Source organism: Mesorhizobium liriopis, assembly GCF_024053505.1.
Lineage (GTDB): Bacteria > Pseudomonadota > Alphaproteobacteria > Rhizobiales > Rhizobiaceae > Mesorhizobium_B > Mesorhizobium_B liriopis.
Genome location: NZ_JAMXQS010000001.1, coordinates 367,639 through 383,682, shown reverse-complemented (window position 1 = coordinate 383,682; position 16,044 = coordinate 367,639). Strand labels below are relative to the sequence as shown.

Below are 16,044 nucleotides of genomic sequence, written 5' to 3'. Positions count from 1 at the left end.
TTGCGCGGGCGCGCCCATCCTTATCCGGCGATCTTGGAGAAGTCGGCCACCGCGCCCGTTGCGGCGCGGATGCGGGCGAGGAGCGCCAGACGGTTGGCGCGCACGGCGGCGTCTTCATCATTCACGAGAACACGTTCGAAGAATGAATCAACGGGTTCGCGCAAAGTGGAAAGCGCGCGCATGGCGAGCGAAAAGTCTTCCGCCTGAATCGCTTGCGCGGCTTCCCTCTCGGATCGATTCATAGCCTCGAAGAGCTTGCCTTCGGTTTCGTCTCGGAAAAGGCTCGGATCTACCGCCTCGGCAATGGCGGTGCCCTTCTTTTCTTCGGCGGCGAGAATGTTCGCGGCGCGCTTGGTGCCGGCGAGCAGGTTCGTGCCCACCTCAGCATTCAACAGCTCATGAAGAGCCTGCACGCGTCTGACGACACGGAGAACAGGATGGCCCTGGACCAGCCCCGTTAGATCGAGAACAGCGGCCAAACGATCGGCGGCGACACCACGATCTCGCAACACCACTTCCAATCGCTCTTCCAGGAAGCGGCTCAGACTGCTCGCAACGGAATTGCGATTGGCGATATCAGTGAGCCCGAACTTCTCCAGATGCTCCTCGATCAAGCCATTCAAAGGAAGATCGATGTTGTTTTCGATCGCGATACGCAGAACACCCAAAGCCGCACGCCGCAGCGCATAGGGATCCTTACTCCCCGTCGGCTTCTCGTCGATCGCCCAGAATCCGACCAGCGTGTCGAGCTTGTCCGCCAATGCCACGGCAATCGAAACCGGATCGCTCGGCACGCGGTCGCTGGGGCCTTGGGGCTTGTAGTGGTCTTCGACCGCTTGGGCGACGGATGCCTGCTCGCCCTGCAGCGCGGCGTATTTGCGGCCCATGGCGCCCTGGAGTTCGGGAAACTCGCCGACGACTTCGGTCTGCAGGTCAGCCTTGGCGAGCACAGCCGCGCGTTCGGTCAGATCGGGGTCGGCGCCGACCAACGGCGCGAGCTCGCGCGCGAGGCGCATGATGCGGGAAACGCGCTCACCTTGCGTACCGAGCTTGGCGTGGAAGGTGACATTCAGGTGGTCGAGCCGGGCCATGCGCTGGTCGAGCGGCTTCTGGAGGTCGAGCTTGAACTTCTCTGCGGAAGCTTCGAGCTGGGCGAGATCGGGAAGATCGGCCTGGTCGGTCTTCCAGAAATAGAGCGCGTCGGACAGGCGGGCGCGGACGACCTTGCCGTTGCCGCGTGCGATCTCTTCGCCGCCATCCTTGGCTTCGATGTTCGACGTCAAGACGAAGCGCGGCGCGAGCGTGTCCGAGGCGCCCGCCGGCCGGGTGACGAAGCATTTCTGGTTGGCGCGGATGGTCAAGCGGATGACCTCGGCCGGGATCTGGAGGAAATCCTCCTCGAACGCGCCGAGCAGCACGACGGGCCATTCGACGAGGCCCGAGACTTCCTCGAGCAGCGCTTCGTCGGCGACCAGTTCGGTGCCGTTGGCGAAAGCGAGGTTGGCGGCGTCCGTGCGGATGATTTCCTTGCGGCGCTCGGCATCGAGCACGACCTTGGCGGCTTCGAGCTTGGCGGCATAATCCTCGAAGCGCTTGACCGTGATCTCTTCCGGCGCGTGGAAGCGGTGGCCGACCGTCTTGTTGCCCGAGCGGATGCCGCTCACTTCGAAATCCACGACCACGGGCTCTTCGGTTTCAGGGCCGAAGGTGCATATGATGGATTGCAGCGGACGCACCCAGCGCAGCGAGCCGGGCTTGGCGGAAGCGCCGCCCCAGCGCATGGATTTGGGCCATGGAAAATCGCGGATGATGCCGGGCATGGCGCTCGCGATGATCTCTTCGGCGCCCCTGCCCGGCTTGACAGTGTGGGCGACGAAGAAATCACCCTTTTTTGGGTCGGAATGGACATGGGCCTCGGCGACGGACGACAAGCCGGCCTTGCGCAGGAAGCCCTGGATCGCAGCCTCGGGCGCCTTGGTGCTCGGGCCCTTCACCTCCTCGCGCACATCGCGCGAGCGGGCGGACACGCCCCGAATGTCGAGGGCCAGACGACGCGGCGTCCAGTATTCCTGCGCCCCTTCGTAAGTGAGACCCGCTTCCACCAGCGCGTCGGTGACGAGCTTGCGCAAATCGCCTGCCGCCTTGCGCTGCATGCGGGCGGGGATTTCTTCGCTGCGGAGTTCGAGAAGAAGGTCAGGCATAAAGGATGTCCGTGCGGTGGAAACCGGGCGTGCGTCGCGTCTAGCAAGCGGCCTTAGCCGTGTCACCCCAGGCTCAAGAGTGCTTTCGTGGAGCCGTCTGCGCTTGGCGTTCGCTGAGTTGCTGGACGAGTTGGAGAAAGACCAGATCGAGAACCGCGCTGATGCCATCGGCAACGAGATAGGCGGTGTTGCCGAGGATGAGGCTCTCGGGGTCGGAAACCTTCATATAAAGCTGAGCCGCGATCTGGCCGACGATATTGGCGGCCAGCCAAAGCGCCCACCAGTATTTGAGGAAATCGGGCACCGGCTCGTTTTTCCAATCCGGTCGGCCGCTGCTGGCGCGCCAGGTTTCGGCCATCGACTGGTAGGGCATGAAAAGATTGGCGATGGGGACGAAGTACCAGCCGATCGACCAGTTCGGCGTGAAACGCATTTCTCGCGCGCCCAAGAGGCGCGCATTCATGTTCGCGCGCCTGATCCAGACGGCGGCGATCACGGCCGTGGTGATGAAGAAGCCGAGTTGCAGATAGCCGATGACCATCTGCCGGTTGTCGCTGGCGGATGCCGCCGCGGTGATGGCGTCGCCCACGGCACCGTTGCGCATCTGAAACGCGATGATCCGCTCCCAGAGGTCGAAGACGAGCGCGACGACATCGATGGCGAAGACGATCCACAACAAGCGCGTGAGGCGCTCGGTCAGGCTCTGAAAGGAGGCGGACAAAACCGGTTCAGGCCGCCTGGGCCACGAACCCGCCCGCATCCGTCAGCAGGAACGCCTCGCCGCAGGCCTTGGCGAGGTTGCGCACGCGCAGGATGTAGCTTTGGCGCTCGGTGACGGAGATCACGCCGCGCGCGTCGAGGAGGTTGAAGGCGTGGCTGGCCTTGATGGCCTGGTCATAGGCCGGCAGCACCACGAGATGGCGCTGGCCCTCGCCGCGCGTGCCGGACGCCAAGAGCGCGCGGCATTCCTTTTCGGCGTCCTCAAAATGGCGGAACAGGATCGCGGTGTCGGCATATTCGAAATTGTGCCGCGAATATTCTTGCTCGGCCTGGAGGAAGACGTCGCCATAGGAAACCTTCTCGTCCCCTTCCCCGCCGTTGAAGTTGAGGTCGTAGACGTTGTCCACGTTCTGCACATACATGGCGAGGCGCTCGAGGCCATAGGTCAACTCGCCCGAAACCGGCGCGCATTCGATGCCGCAGACCTGCTGGAAATAGGTGAACTGCGACACTTCCATGCCGTCGCACCAGCATTCCCAGCCGAGGCCCCAGGCGCCGAGCGTCGGGCTTTCCCAATCGTCTTCCACGAAACGGATATCGTGCAGAAGCGGATCGATGCCGATGGCGGCGAGCGAGCCGAGATAGAGTTCCTGAAGGTTGGATGGGTTCGGCTTCAGGATCACCTGATACTGGTAATAATGCTGAAGCCGGTTGGGGTTTTCGCCGTAACGGCCATCCTTGGGGCGGCGCGAGGGCTGAACATAGGCCGCGCGCCAGGGCTTGGGGCCGAGCGCGCGCAGGGTCGTGGCCGGATGGAACGTGCCGGCGCCCACTTCCATGTCGTAAGGCTGCAGGATCGCGCAGCCCTGGGCGGCCCAGAAGTCGTGCAGCGTGAGGATCAGGCCCTGGAAGGACCGGGTCGGGTCGAGGTGAGCGGGACGGGACAAGATGCGGCTTCCGGGCTCGGGAAAAGTGCCCGAGCCCTAAAGAAGGGGTCTTTGCCGGTCAAGTTGTCCGGCAGACTTACTGGCCTGCGGGCAAAACCAGTTCCTGGCCCGCACGGATGCGCGCGGGGTTGCCGCGCAGAGCGGGGTTGAGGTCGAGGATCTCGCGATAGCGGTTGCCGTCGCCCAATGCCTCATTGGCGATGGACCACAGCGACTGACCGGCCTTCACGGTATAGGACGCGGGCACGACGGCCGGCACTGCGCCGGGTTCGGCTGACGCTTCGGTCGCTACCGGTGCGGCAGGCGCGGCTTCCGTGCGCTTGTCCGGCTCGGGCTGGGGCGCCGGTTGCGCAGGCTGCGGCGTGGCCTGCGAGGTCGCCGGCTTCGGCTCGTCGGGCAGCCCCTCCTTGAGCTTCTTCAACACGCTGGTGAGCAGGTCCGGCTCGGGCTTGAGATCGCGCGCATGGGCCCACTGGAAGGTCGCTTCCAGCTTGCGGCCCACGCGCCAGTAGCCGTCGCCGAGATGGTCGTTGAGCACCGGATCATCGGGCTTGAGCGAGACAGCGCGTTCCAACTCGGTCACCGCTTCCGGATAGCGGCCCAGGCGGTAATAGGCCCAGCCCAGGCTGTCCACGATATAGCCGTCGCTCGGCCGCAGCTCGACCGCCTTGCGGATCATATCGAGACCGCGATCGAGGTTCATGTTCATATCGACCCACGAATAGCCGAGATAGTTCAGAACCTGCGGCTGGTCAGGGTTGAGCTCGAGCGCCTTGAAGAAGTTCGGCTCGGCCTTCGGCCATTCCTTGAGGCGCTCATAGGCGATGCCGCGTTGGTAAAAAACGTTCCAGTCGCCGGCTTCCGGGTTCTTCAAACGCTCCGCGGCCTGATCGTAGACATTCGCCGCCGAGCGGTAATCCTCACGCGCGGCATAGACACCGCCGAGCGCGAGGTAAGTGCGCATGTCGTCGGGATCGGACTCGCGCAGGATCGACAGGTGCTTGATCGCCTCGTCATAGCGCTTGAGGTCGGCGAGGTTAAGGCCGAGCTGGAGTTCGGCGGCTCGCTTGAGGGCCGAGTCGTCGGGCACGCGCTCATAGAGCTTGATGGCGCCTTCCGCGTTCTTCTGCTGTTCATCGACCGAAGCGAGCTGGATCAGCGCCTCGTCGAGGCCCGGGTGCAGGGCAAGCGTGTAGTTGAGGTAAAGACGCACGAAGGGCTCGCCGCCGCTGCGGTTCAACGCGGAGGCCATGTTGAGCAGGATTTCGGCGGCACCTTCCTGCGCGTTGGAAGCGGTCGCGGGTATCTTCTCGCCGGCCTCGACCTTCTTCTTGAGCGAGGCGGTGGAGACGCGGCCGGGCGCGGCCTCCTCCGAGCGCGCGATCACATCGAGTGCGTCCGTCTTGCGGTTCTGCCGCGACAGGAAACCGACATAGGATTCGGCGGCGCGCAGGAAGGTGTCGGGCGCGGTGGCCGCCGCATCCGCGTCTTCCATCAGATCGGCATAGGCCTTCTGCGCCTCGTTCTTCTGGCCCGAAGCATCCGCGATCAGCGCACGGTGGTACTTGGTGAAGACGCGGAACCAGTCGGGGCCCTTGATGGCATCGATGGTCGCCAGCGCTTCCTTGCCTTTGCCGGCCCCTTCCTGCGTCCAGGCGGTCATCACCTTGGTGACGACGCGGTCGAGATCGGATTCGAGCGCGAGCTTGAGGAAGTTCTCGGCGTCGAAGAACTTCTTCTTCTTGATGGCGTCGACCGCGAGCGCGAGGCGCGAGAAGCGCTCGATCTCGGGCCGCGTCTTGAGCTTCTCGGCCAGCGGCAGCGCCTCGTCGAAGCGGCCGGCAGCGATCAGCGTCAGCATCAGGTTCTGCTGCAGCTCGCTGTTGTCGGGGCTGAGCAGAAGCGCGCGCTGATAGTAGGCGACGGCATTGCCGTAGTCGTTGTCGACCTCGGCCACGCGGCCGGCCAGAAACGCCCCGGCAAAGGAGCTTGCGCGGATCGTCGCCTTCGCGTCTCCCGCCGCGTTCTGTTCCTGCGCGCTGAGCGGCAGCGTAGCCGCCATCAGCACCGTGCCGGCCGCCCATGCGGCCTTCCAGGACCTGCCCAACTTCATGCCGGTTCCTTCCTCGAACCGTCCCGATTCATTCGGGACGGGCGCAGTTTTCCGCCTGCGCCAAAAGAGCTTTGTCTTGCTATTTCTCACGCAATTCCAAACGCAAAACCGCTTTGCACTTTTGCTGGAATTGCTCTTGTGCCCGGAACCTTGGCCTTTTTGCGGTTGGCCGGCAAGGTTGCCGATGATCAAGTTTGGCTTACGGAAGCTTGCCCGAAGCCTACACGACCAGACCTTCAGACCACGCGGCTGATGCAGAAATCGATCACGTCGAGAAGGGCAGCCTTGTGGGGCGTTTCCTCCAGCGGTGCCAGCGCGTCGCGCGCGATGCCGCCGAAATGCCTGGCGCGACCGATCGTGTCCGCGATGGCGCCGTGCTTCTTCATCAGCCCCATGGCGCGCTCGAGTGCGGCATCGTCGGTGGCAGCACCCTCGATGGCGCTGCGCCAGAACTCGCGCTCGGCGCCCGTGCCGCGCCGGAATGCGAGGATCACCGGCAGCGTCACCTTGCCTTCGCGGAAATCGTCACCGGTGTTCTTGCCGAGATCTGCGGATGACCCGCCATAATCGAGCGCATCATCGATGAGCTGGAAGGCGAGACCGAGATTCATGCCATAGGAACGCAGGGCCGCTCGGTCGTTGCGCGACGCGTTGGCGATCACCGGACCGACCTCGGCTGCGGCAGAAAACAATGCCGCCGTCTTCGCCTTGATCACGGCGAAGTGCTCGTCCTCGGTGGTCTCCAGGTTTTTGGCGGCGGCCAACTGCATCACCTCGCCCTCGGCGATGACACTGGCGGCGGTCGAGAGAATGTCGAGCGCGTCGAGCGAGCCGACATCGACCATCATGCGGAAGGCTTGGCCGAGCAGGAAATCGCCGACGAGCACGCTGGCCTGGTTGCCCCAGATCATGCGGGCGGTCTTGCGGCCCCGGCGCAGGTCGCTTTCATCGACCACATCGTCATGCAACAGCGTGGCCGTGTGCATGAACTCGACGGATGTCGCGAGCTTCACATGGTTCTCGCCCTCGTAGCCGAACATCTTGGCGGCGGCGAGCGTCACCATCGGGCGCAGGCGCTTGCCGCCGGACGAGATCAGGTGGTTGGCGATCTCGGGGATCAGTTCGACATCTGAACCCGCCTTGGACAGGATCAGCTTATTGACCCGCTCCATGTCGGGCGCCGTCAGATCGACGAGGGCTGCAATGGACGCGTTGGCGCCGTCGCGCTTTGGCTGATCGAGATTGAGAACAACGCCCAAGACGGACCTCTCCTGTGACGCGCGTGATCCGACCTTACGGCCAAATCGGCTTCCTTCCGTTGCGAGCGCCTTTCGCATTTAAGCCCCGCGCCCGCAAGGCGACACGAAGGCTCAACCCTGACACGGTGCGTTTACTTAGAAGCGCCGACCTGCGATTTTGCTGGCCATGATCGAGCTTATCCGCACCAATGATCCGGTGGTCCTCTCCTTCGCGCAGTCTCTTCTACGCGATGCGGGCATCGACTGCCTTCTAGCCGACCAGAATATGAGCATCATGGAGGGTTCCCTCGGCATCATCGCGCGGCGCATTCTGGTGGCCGAGGACGACGAGCCCGCCGCCCGACGCCTATTGCAGGATGCCGGCATCGGCAACGAGATGCGCCAGGCTTGATCGAACAGGATTCCACGCTCGACGCGTTTCATCGCGGCGATTTCTGGATCGTCCAGCCGGCTCTGCGCGGGCACAGGGCGGGCACGGATGCGATGATGCTGGCTGCCTCCGTGCCGACGAATTTCGCGGGACGGCTGGCGGATTTCGGCGCGGGCGCGGGTGCGGCCGGGCTGGCGGTGGCCTCGCGGTGCAAGGGTGCCAATGTGCTTCTGGTCGAGCGCTCCCCTGAAATGGCGGATTTCGCCGAGCGAACATTGGCACACGAGCGCAACGCCCATCTGCGCGCCCGCGCCGGCCTCTTGGTGGCTGATGTGGCGCTGGCCGGCCATGCGCGCGGGGCTTCGGGGCTCACGGACAACGGTTTCGATTTCGTGTTGATGAACCCACCATTCAACGAGGCGCAGGACCGGCCCAGCCCCGATACTTTGCGTCGCGATGCGCATGTGATGGAGCCCGATCTGTGGGCACGCTGGATCAGGAGTGCCGCAGCCGTCACGCGCCCGCGCGGCGGGCTCGGCATCATTGCGCGGCCGGTTTCCCTGCCTGTGATCCTCGAAACTCTGCGTGGCCGCTATGGCGGCGCGGCGATCGTGCCGATCCATCCGCGTCCCGACCAAGCGGCCATCCGCATCGTGGTGCGGGCGTGGCGCGGGTCGCGTGCCGCGCTCTCGCTGCAGCCGCCGCTTTTCCTCCACGAGGATTCAAGCCACGCATTCGGTGCGCGCGCGGATGCGCTCAACAATGGACGCGCCTCGCTCTTCGGCGATTGATTCGCGTCCATTGCGGACCGGATTCCAGTGCCTACATCCGCGAGACCCAAGGAGTTCTCGCTTGAAACGCTTTTTCCGCCGCCTGCTGCCCGCCTCCATGCGATCTGATGGTACGGTCATTCCCGTGGTGAGGCTGCAAGGCACGATCATGGCGGGCGGAGGACAGCTGCGGCAGTCGCTTTCGCTTGCCAGTGTCGCAGGCGTTCTGGAGAAGGCGTTCTCGTTTAAGGATGCGCCGGCGGTGGCCATTGCCATCAACTCGCCGGGCGGCTCGCCGGTCCAGTCGCGGTTGATCTATCAGCGCATCCGCGACCTCGCCGAGGACAAGAACAAGCGCGTGATCGTGTTCGTGGAGGATGTGGCGGCCTCCGGTGGCTACATGATCGCGCTGGCAGGCGACGAGATCGTGGCCGACCCCTCCTCCATCGTGGGCTCGATCGGCGTCGTTTCGGCGTCCTTCGGCTTCACCGAGATGATGCGAAAGATCGGCGTCGAGCGCCGCGTCCATACGGCGGGCGCCAACAAGGCGGTGCTCGACCCGTTCCAGCCCGAGAAGGAAGAGGATGTCGAGCGGCTGAAAGCGCTGCAGCTCGAAGTGCACCAGACCTTCATCGACCTCGTGAAGGACCGGCGCGGCGATCGGCTCGACGGCAGTCCTGACCTTTTCACCGGCCTGTTCTGGACGGGGAAACGCGGCTTGCAGCTCGGCCTCGTGGATCGCCTCGGCGACATTCGCGGCACCTTACGTGAGCGCTATGGCAAAAAGACTAGGCTGCGGCTCGTTTCGCCGCCGCGCTCGCTGTTTTCGCGCCGGTTGGGGGTATTCGGCATCCGGGGCGATGACGGTCTTGGCGATGTCGGCGCAGGGCTGTTGCGCGCGGCGGAAGATCGCGCGCTTTGGGCGCGTTTCGGCCTTTGAAAAACCTGAAACTCGGTCGTAGACTAGTGATGTAACCGAGGAATGGCTCTCATGCCGCAACTGATCTTCTTCGCGCTTGTGGGTATCGTCGCCTATTGGGGCTACCGCACCTTCGTGCGCGAGGCCGAGCGGGTGACCGCGCGCGTTCGCCGGGCCGAAGCCCAGGCGCGCAACGGCACGCATGGCACGCTGGTGAAGGACCCCAAGACCGGCGAATACAGGCTCGCCCGCGATTGAGCGCGCAAGCGCTCGCCGAGCATGCTCCCGCCAAGATCAACCTCGCGCTGCATGTGACCGGTCAGCGCGCGGACGGCTACCACCTGCTCGAAAGCCTCGTGGTGTTCTGCCAAGCGGGCGATCGGATTTCGGTTTCACCTTCCGACAAAGACAGTTTCCGGGTTTCAGGCCGCTATGCGGCGAATGTGCCCATCGATGGCGGAAACCTCGTGCTTCGCGCGCGAGATCTGTTTCGCGAGGCCACGGGTGACGGGCGCTCCCTTTCCATCCATCTCGAAAAGAACCTCCCCGTGGCTTCAGGCATCGGCGGCGGGTCGAGCGATGCGGCGGCCGTTCTGCGTGCCTTGCGGCGGCTTCCGCCGGCGGAGTGCGATTGGCCTTCGCTCGCCTTGAAGCTTGGCGCGGATGTGCCGATGTGCCTGAGCGCTAACCCTGCGATTGCGCGCGGTGTGGGCGAAGAACTGGAAGGGTTCGATGGCCTGCCAGTATTGGCGCTCGTGTTGGTCAATCCCGGTGTCGGTGTCTCGACGCCCGCGATCTTCAAGGCGCTCGCGACCCGCGAGAACCCGCCTTTGCCGAAGCTTCAGGTGCGCGACCGGGCAGGCCTCATCGGCTGGCTGCGCGAAACCCGCAACGACCTCGAACCGCCCGCCCTCGCCTTCGCGCCCACCATCGGTGTGGCGCAGGACGCGCTTCGCTCAGTGGGCGCGGAATTCGTCCGCATGTCGGGTTCGGGCGCGACCTCGTTCGGCATTTTTTCGTCGCTGGATGAAGCCGAAGCCGCAGCAGCCGAGATTGCCCGGCGCGAGCCCGATTGGTTCGTTCAGGCGACCACGACGGAGTTTGCCCGATGAGCATCGAACGCCAGTTCATTCCTCTTTCCATCGCCGTTCTCGCCGTGTCCGATACGCGAACGCTCGCCGACGACAGGTCGGGCGATACGCTCGTGGCACGGTTGGAGGAAGCAGGACACAGGCTCGGCGGACGCACCATCGTGCCGGATGATCGCGAGGCGATCGGAACCCAGGTCTCGGCATGGGCACAGGACCCCACCATCGATGTCGTCATCACCACCGGCGGCACTGGCTTCACAGGCCGCGACGTGACGCCCGACGCGCTCGAACCGCTGTTCGAGAAGCGCATGGACGGGTTTTCCGCGATCTTCCACCAGATTTCGTTCGACAAGATCGGTACGTCCACGATCCAGAGCCGGGCGACGGCCGGTGTGATGAACGCCACTTTCGTCTTCGTCCTGCCCGGTTCGCCCGGCGCCTGCCGCGATGCGTGGGACGGCATTCTCAAGGCGCAGCTCGACTACCGGCACAAGCCCTGCAACTTCGTGGAGATCATGCCGCGTCTCGACGAGCATCTGCGGCGCGAGGGCCGTTCGGCTTAGGAAGCCGGGATCATTCGAGCGCCAATCCGGAGAGTTCGAGGCCTCAAGCGGACAGCGTCGATGTTAGCCCCATAAAGCGCCGACGCGTCTTTCCGCCTGATCAGCAGGCCATGGGCGAAGGGCCGCCGCCTCGCCCGCAGCCGCGCCATGAACGACGGCCGCACCGAGGCATCGCGTGAGAGCCGCGCGGGCCGGTCGGCCTCGGCGGCATGAAGCATCACGCTCTCGCTCCAGCCTTCGAGCAGGCGCGCGCCCGGTTCGAGCATCAGGAGCCATTCCCCTTTGGCGACGGCGATGGCCTCGGCCAGCGTCTTGGCTATACGGCACCCCGCGTGGTCGGCGACCTTGAAGGGGCCGGATGCGTCGGTGCCGAGTACGACGACCGCCTCGCGCACGGTGCCCTCCACGGCCCCGCCCACGAGCGACGCCAGCGTGCGCGCCAGCCGCTCCTCGTCGCCTTCACTGGCCTGGATCACCACCGATATCATCACCCATCGGCTTAGCGGAAACCGCACAACTGCGCCATCTGTTGCAATGCGAAATCACAAGTTCTTGCTTTGTTCTCATTCACCCGCTACCAATCATCAGACAGCGAATCGCCAACCCGGCATTTGTGGAGTTCGGAGATGGTTCAGATCGTGCGCGAAAGGCGCGACGCCTTCGGGGAAACGGCCGAGGCCGCCAAGGGTCTGCTGATCGACCATGCCCGCCGTCGTGGCCGCGCGGCTGCCACGAACGATTCCGGCCGCTTCGAAATGCTCCAGCGCGAGGCCTTCGACGATGGCTGGCAGTCGCTCGAAGAACTGCCTGCCTTCAAGACCGAGGTGCAGACGGAAACGCCGCGCACGATCATCACGCGCAACGATTCGCCCGACATTTCCTTTGACCGCTCGATCAACCCTTATCGCGGCTGCGAACACGGCTGTTCCTACTGTTTCGCGCGGCCGACGCACGCCTATGTCGGCATGTCGCCGGGTCTCGATTTCGAGACCAAGCTGTTTGCCAAGGACGGTGCGGCGAAGCTGCTCGAAAAGGAATTGAGCAAGCCGGGCTACACCGCGCGCTCGATTGCGATCGGCACCAACACCGACCCATACCAGCCGATCGAGAAGCAGCAGCGCATCATGCGCGAATTGCTCGAAGTGCTGGAAGCGTTCGACCATCCGCTGGCGATCGTTACCAAGGGCTCGCTGGTCACGCGCGACATCGACATCCTTTCGCGCATGGCGGCCAAGGGGCTCGCAAAGGTCGCCATCTCCTTGACCACGCTCGACCGTACGCTGTCGCGCGCGATGGAGCCGCGCGCGGCGGCTCCCGCCCGCCGTCTCGCGATGATGCGCGAGCTGAGCGATGCGGGCATTCCGGTGTCGGTGATGGCAGCCCCCGTCATTCCCGGTCTCAACGACAACGAGATCGAACGCCTGCTCGAATCGGCTCACACCGCCGGCGCGCGTGAGGCGGGCTATGTGCTGTTGCGCCTGCCGCTGGAGGTGGCACCCCTCTTTCAGGACTGGCTTCTGCGCCACTATCCCGACAAGTACCGCCACGTCGTGTCGCTGATCCGCTCCATGCGCGGCGGCAAGGATTATGATGCGGACTCGAACACGCGCATGACCGGCGTCGGCCCCTATGCCTGGCAGATCGGCCGCCGCTTCGAGATGGCCGCGCGTCGGCTGGGGCTCAACACCGAACGCCGCCAGCTGCGCACCGACCTGTTCAAGGCGACGCCGGCCGCGCCGACAGTTCCCAAGAAGAAGGTTTCCGCATCCTCAGCGAACCAGCTTTCGCTGTTCTGACCATCGCGCCGGTACTCCACCCCGGCACAGACCAGCGTTCCGGTCCTCCCCGACCGGAGGTTGGTGGCCTTGCCCTCTCCTGCCCCAAGGCGAAGGCAAGGTCTTGCGGAGAACCGGAAGCGGTGCGAGCTTCGCCGCAAAATGACTCGCTTGCTTTCCGGTTCTCCGCGCCCTCTTTCTCTCAAGCCTGATTTCTCGGAAGAACGTGCGGCACTCGCCCGTGGGCTCTGGCCGATTGCCGGGCTCGATGAAGTCGGTCGCGGGCCGCTCGCTGGGCCCGTGGTCGCAGCGGCGGTGATCCTCGATCCGGATTGCTTGCCGGATGGGCTGGATGATTCGAAGCGCTTGTCGCCAAAGAGGCGCGAGGCGCTGTTCGGCGAAATCCTCGGAAGCGCGCTTTCCGTCTCCGTTGCCTCGGTCGGTGCCGAAGGCATTGACCGGATCAACATCCTTCAAGCCAGTCTCGAAGCGATGTGCCGGGCACTGGACGGGCTGAGCATCACGCCGCTTCTGGCACTCGTGGACGGACGCGACGTGCCCAAGAGCCTATCCTGCCAGGGAACGCCACTTATCGGAGGCGACCGTCGCTCGCAGTCGATCGCGGCAGCGTCCATCGTGGCCAAGGTCACACGCGACCGCATGATGGAATGCTGCGGGCGGCATGACGATCGCTACGGGTTCGAAGGGCATGCCGGCTATGGCACCGCGGCGCACCGAACGGCGATCACGGAGCATGGCCCTGTGGGACGCCTTCACCGGATGAGCTTCGGGTCACTGAAAGACTTGTAAAGGGCTGAGCATCAAGCAGCCTGGGCCAACTGACCATTTAGGCGCCAAGCGCCCTGGCGGTTCGACAGGCTCGCCATGAGGGCGCTTTGGGTGGGTTGGCCTCATATGAATGCCTAAGGCACTCCTCGTTGCTGCGAGCGGGCAGAACCTACAGATTTCCCATGGGCCATCACGACGCCTGTCAACCCTCATGGTGAACCTGTCGAACCACGAGGGCGCTTGGCGCGGGACTCTCACAGGCGCATCAAACCGCCAAAAGAAAAAGGCGGACCCGAGGGCCCGCCTGATTTCGTAGCGCCGATGGCTTCCGCTCAGTTGAGCTTGGCGCGGACTTCGTTGACCGAGCTCTGGAACTGAGCCGCATTGGTCTGCTCGTCGGCCTGGGCGGCGAGAACCTTGCGGGCCGCTTCCACCGCGATGTCGACAGCTGCCGCGCGGACCTCGTTCACCGCGTCACGCTCGGCCTGGCCGATCTTCTGCTCGGCAAGAGCGGTGCGCCGGGCGACATAGTCTTCCGACTTGGCGCGGGCTTCCGCCACGAGCTGATCGGCCTCGCGCTTGGCAGCGGCGACCAGATCGGCGGCGTCCTTTTCGGCCTGCGCCTTGCGCTTGGCGTATTCGGTGCGAAGGCCTTCGGCTTCCTCGCGGAGCCGGCGTGCCTCGTCCAGATCGCCCCGCACGCGTTCGGCGCGCTGGTCGAGCTGGGCGGCGAGCATGCCCGGCACCTTCAGGTAGGCGATGATCGCCAGAAAGATGACGAGGCCGATTGTTGCCCAGAATGTTGCGTCGAGCGCCATGGATCAGCCTCGTGAGGTTGCAACCGCCGCTTCCACGGCGGCGCGGTCGATGTCGCGGGCCGAAAGGCGGCGCAGGATGGCGTCCGCCGTTTCGGTGGCAATCGAGCCGACTTCGCCCATGGCCGAAGCCTTGAGCTGGTCGATGCGCGACTGCGCCTCGGAAAGACGGGCGTCGAGGCCTGCTTCCACGCGCTTGCGCTCGGCTTCCGCACTGGCCTTGGCGGCGTCGCGCGCCTCCTGGCCGATGGCATTCGCCTTGGCACGCGCTTCCGCCAGATCACGCTCGTAAGCCGCGACGGCTGCGTCCGATTCGGCCCTCATGCGATTGGCCGTTTCGAGATCGCTTGCGATCCGCCTCTCGCGATCTTCGATGATCCCTCCCAGGCGGGGCATGATGACCCGCTTCATGAAGAGATAGAACAGCCCGAAGGTGATCACGAGCCAGAGAATCTGGGACGGATAGAACGTGCTGTCGAAGGGCGGGAAGACGGCGGGCGCCCCCTCATGCGCGGCATTCGTCTCGGCGTGTGTCGCGTCGAGATGAGTTTCCGCTTCCTGGGCGTAGCCCGGTGTGATGAACATCGCTTGTGCCTTTTCGTGCAGGGACCGCGTTAGCGGCCGTTATCCTTAGACGACGAAGAGGAGCAGCAGGGCGACGAGCAGCGAGAAGATGCCCAGAGCTTCGGTCACGGCGAAGCCGAACACGAGGCGACCGAACTGACCGTCAGCAGCCGACGGGTTACGCAGCGCGCCCGAGAGATAGCTGCCGAAAATGTTGCCGAGGCCCAGAGCCGTGCCGGCCATGCCGAGGCAGGCGAGACCAGCGCCGAGGAACTTTGCTGCTTCTGCGTCCATAGTGAAACTCCTTGGAATGGAACGTGTGGTGTTGGGTTGGGTGGAAACGGTGCGCCCTTGAGCGACGGCCTTTAGTGGCCGCCGGGGTGCACGGCGTCGTTGAGATACATGCAGGTCAGAACCGCGAAGACATAGGCCTGCAGGAAGGCGACCAGGAATTCGAGCGCGGTGATGGCGACCACCATCAGGAGCGGCAGCAGCGCGCCGGCGACGCCGACCGCACCCAGCGCGCTCATGGAGGTCACGAAGCCTGCGAAGACCTTGAGCGTGATGTGGCCCGCCAGCATGTTGGCGAACAAACGAATGGACAGGCTGATCGGGCGCGACAGAAACGAGATGACCTCGATCAGCACGATCAGGGGCACCAGAAGGCCCGGCACGCCCGAGGGCACAAAGAGCTTCAGGAAGCCCAGCCCGTGAGCCATGAAGCCATAGACCACCACGGTACCGATCACGAGAAGGGCCAGAGCGACGGTAACGATCAGCTGGCTGGTGACCGTGAAGAAGTAAGGGAACATGCCGATCAGGTTGGCGGTCAGCACGAACAGGAACAGCGAGAACACGAGCGGGAAGAAGCGCATGCCGCCCTTGCCCGCCGCGTCGGTGAGCATGTTGCGGATGAAGTCATAGGCCATCTCGGCGACCGACTGCGAACGGCTGGGAACAACGGCGCGCTTGGCGGTGGCGAGATAAAGGAAACCGCCGGCGAGTGCAGCAGTGGCGACCATGAAGGCCGCGGAATTGGTGAACGAGAAGTCGAGCCCGCCGATCTCGATCGGCACGATCCTGTTGATATGAAACTGATGAATCGGATCGTTGGCCATTACGGACCCTTGTTAGCTCTCAGTTTCCAG

At 64.4% G+C, this 16,044-nt stretch carries 18 protein-coding genes; 8 read left to right on the top strand and 10 right to left on the bottom strand.

What is annotated here, in order from left to right; genetic code table 11:
• Nucleotides 1-20: 20 nt before the first annotated feature.
• The 5 genes from glyS to NGM99_RS01760 form a co-directional block, all read right to left on the bottom strand.
• Nucleotides 21-2,201 (bottom strand): glycine--tRNA ligase subunit beta, encoded by a 2,181-nt coding sequence (gene glyS / locus NGM99_RS01780; RefSeq protein WP_252815339.1) that lies wholly within the window; start codon nucleotides 2,199-2,201, stop codon nucleotides 21-23.
• A gap of 73 nt (nucleotides 2,202-2,274) precedes the next feature.
• Complete coding sequence (locus NGM99_RS01775; RefSeq protein WP_252815338.1) at nucleotides 2,275-2,922, bottom strand: DUF4328 domain-containing protein; 648 nt, start codon at nucleotides 2,920-2,922, stop codon at nucleotides 2,275-2,277.
• Between the two features lie 7 nt (nucleotides 2,923-2,929).
• Nucleotides 2,930-3,871: a glycine--tRNA ligase subunit alpha gene (locus NGM99_RS01770; protein ID WP_252815823.1), complete on the bottom strand. Its 942-nt coding sequence runs from the start codon at nucleotides 3,869-3,871 to the stop codon at nucleotides 2,930-2,932.
• 73 nt (nucleotides 3,872-3,944) lie between these two features.
• Nucleotides 3,945-5,981: a tetratricopeptide repeat protein gene (locus tag NGM99_RS01765; RefSeq protein WP_252815337.1), complete on the bottom strand. Its 2,037-nt coding sequence runs from the start codon at nucleotides 5,979-5,981 to the stop codon at nucleotides 3,945-3,947.
• A 236-nt stretch (nucleotides 5,982-6,217) separates the two neighbouring features.
• Complete coding sequence (locus NGM99_RS01760) at nucleotides 6,218-7,240, bottom strand: polyprenyl synthetase family protein (protein WP_252815336.1); 1,023 nt, start codon at nucleotides 7,238-7,240, stop codon at nucleotides 6,218-6,220.
• A gap of 166 nt (nucleotides 7,241-7,406) precedes the next feature.
• Here NGM99_RS01760 and NGM99_RS01755 point away from each other — a divergent pair, with 166 nt between their 5' ends.
• The 6 genes from NGM99_RS01755 (at nucleotide 7,407) to moaB (ending at nucleotide 10,953) form a co-directional block, all read left to right on the top strand.
• Nucleotides 7,407-7,631: a putative signal transducing protein gene (locus NGM99_RS01755; protein WP_252815335.1), complete on the top strand. Its 225-nt coding sequence runs from the start codon at nucleotides 7,407-7,409 to the stop codon at nucleotides 7,629-7,631.
• A complete protein-coding gene (locus NGM99_RS01750; protein ID WP_252815334.1) occupies nucleotides 7,628-8,401 on the top strand; it encodes a tRNA1(Val) (adenine(37)-N6)-methyltransferase in 774 nt (257 codons plus the stop codon). Before NGM99_RS01755 ends, NGM99_RS01750 begins: the two co-directional genes overlap by 4 nt.
• Nucleotides 8,402-8,462: 61 nt before the next feature.
• Entirely contained in the window at nucleotides 8,463-9,320 is an 858-nt protein-coding gene (locus NGM99_RS01745) for a S49 family peptidase (protein WP_252815333.1), read from the top strand.
• Between the two features lie 51 nt (nucleotides 9,321-9,371).
• Nucleotides 9,372-9,557 (top strand): hypothetical protein, encoded by a 186-nt coding sequence (locus NGM99_RS01740; protein ID WP_252815331.1) that lies wholly within the window; start codon nucleotides 9,372-9,374, stop codon nucleotides 9,555-9,557.
• Nucleotides 9,554-10,411, top strand: coding sequence for a 4-(cytidine 5'-diphospho)-2-C-methyl-D-erythritol kinase (locus tag NGM99_RS01735; protein WP_252815328.1), 858 nt, complete (start codon nucleotides 9,554-9,556; stop codon nucleotides 10,409-10,411). Before NGM99_RS01740 ends, NGM99_RS01735 begins: the two co-directional genes overlap by 4 nt.
• On the top strand, nucleotides 10,408-10,953 hold the full coding sequence (moaB, locus tag NGM99_RS01730; RefSeq protein WP_252815326.1) for a molybdenum cofactor biosynthesis protein B: 546 nt from the start codon (nucleotides 10,408-10,410) through the stop codon (nucleotides 10,951-10,953). Before NGM99_RS01735 ends, moaB begins: the two co-directional genes overlap by 4 nt.
• On the opposite strand, the gene NGM99_RS01725 is transcribed toward moaB, so the two are convergent.
• Nucleotides 10,950-11,429, bottom strand: a complete 480-nt coding sequence (locus NGM99_RS01725) for a glycosyltransferase family protein (RefSeq protein ID WP_252815324.1) — start codon at nucleotides 11,427-11,429, stop codon at nucleotides 10,950-10,952. The two genes, moaB and NGM99_RS01725, sit on opposite strands and share 4 nt — an antisense overlap.
• A gap of 150 nt (nucleotides 11,430-11,579) precedes the next feature.
• Here NGM99_RS01725 and NGM99_RS01720 point away from each other — a divergent pair, with 150 nt between their 5' ends.
• The gene (locus NGM99_RS01720; protein WP_252815322.1) at nucleotides 11,580-12,749 is read left to right on the top strand and encodes a PA0069 family radical SAM protein; all 1,170 of its coding nucleotides are present in this window, start codon (nucleotides 11,580-11,582) and stop codon (nucleotides 12,747-12,749) included.
• Between the two features lie 141 nt (nucleotides 12,750-12,890).
• The gene (gene rnhB, locus NGM99_RS01715; protein ID WP_252815320.1) at nucleotides 12,891-13,538 is read left to right on the top strand and encodes a ribonuclease HII; all 648 of its coding nucleotides are present in this window, start codon (nucleotides 12,891-12,893) and stop codon (nucleotides 13,536-13,538) included.
• 311 nt (nucleotides 13,539-13,849) lie between these two features.
• Here rnhB and NGM99_RS01710 read toward each other — a convergent pair whose 3' ends face one another.
• From NGM99_RS01710 to NGM99_RS01695, 4 genes are all read right to left on the bottom strand, one after another.
• Nucleotides 13,850-14,335, bottom strand: coding sequence for a F0F1 ATP synthase subunit B (locus tag NGM99_RS01710; protein ID WP_252815318.1), 486 nt, complete (start codon nucleotides 14,333-14,335; stop codon nucleotides 13,850-13,852).
• Between the two features lie 3 nt (nucleotides 14,336-14,338).
• Complete coding sequence (locus tag NGM99_RS01705; RefSeq protein ID WP_252815316.1) at nucleotides 14,339-14,917, bottom strand: F0F1 ATP synthase subunit B; 579 nt, start codon at nucleotides 14,915-14,917, stop codon at nucleotides 14,339-14,341.
• A gap of 45 nt (nucleotides 14,918-14,962) precedes the next feature.
• Nucleotides 14,963-15,190, bottom strand: a complete 228-nt coding sequence (locus NGM99_RS01700) for a F0F1 ATP synthase subunit C (protein ID WP_252815314.1) — start codon at nucleotides 15,188-15,190, stop codon at nucleotides 14,963-14,965.
• 71 nt (nucleotides 15,191-15,261) lie between these two features.
• Nucleotides 15,262-16,014 (bottom strand): F0F1 ATP synthase subunit A, encoded by a 753-nt coding sequence (locus tag NGM99_RS01695; RefSeq protein WP_252815312.1) that lies wholly within the window; start codon nucleotides 16,012-16,014, stop codon nucleotides 15,262-15,264.
• Nucleotides 16,015-16,044: the final 30 nt, after the last annotated feature.

Coding starts and splice junctions, on each gene's coding strand:
- glyS (WP_252815339.1), bottom strand. CDS start 2,201: ATGCCTGACCTTCTTCTCGAACTCCGCAGCGAAGAAATCCCCGCCCGC.
- NGM99_RS01765 (WP_252815337.1), bottom strand. CDS start 5,981: ATGAAGTTGGGCAGGTCCTGGAAGGCCGCATGGGCGGCCGGCACGGTG.
- NGM99_RS01755 (WP_252815335.1), top strand. CDS start 7,407: ATGATCGAGCTTATCCGCACCAATGATCCGGTGGTCCTCTCCTTCGCG.
- NGM99_RS01740 (WP_252815331.1), top strand. CDS start 9,372: ATGCCGCAACTGATCTTCTTCGCGCTTGTGGGTATCGTCGCCTATTGG.
- moaB (WP_252815326.1), top strand. CDS start 10,408: ATGAGCATCGAACGCCAGTTCATTCCTCTTTCCATCGCCGTTCTCGCC.
- NGM99_RS01720 (WP_252815322.1), top strand. CDS start 11,580: ATGGTTCAGATCGTGCGCGAAAGGCGCGACGCCTTCGGGGAAACGGCC.
- rnhB (WP_252815320.1), top strand. CDS start 12,891: ATGACTCGCTTGCTTTCCGGTTCTCCGCGCCCTCTTTCTCTCAAGCCT.
- NGM99_RS01710 (WP_252815318.1), bottom strand. CDS start 14,335: ATGGCGCTCGACGCAACATTCTGGGCAACAATCGGCCTCGTCATCTTT.
- NGM99_RS01705 (WP_252815316.1), bottom strand. CDS start 14,917: ATGTTCATCACACCGGGCTACGCCCAGGAAGCGGAAACTCATCTCGAC.
- NGM99_RS01700 (WP_252815314.1), bottom strand. CDS start 15,190: ATGGACGCAGAAGCAGCAAAGTTCCTCGGCGCTGGTCTCGCCTGCCTC.
- NGM99_RS01695 (WP_252815312.1), bottom strand. CDS start 16,014: ATGGCCAACGATCCGATTCATCAGTTTCATATCAACAGGATCGTGCCG.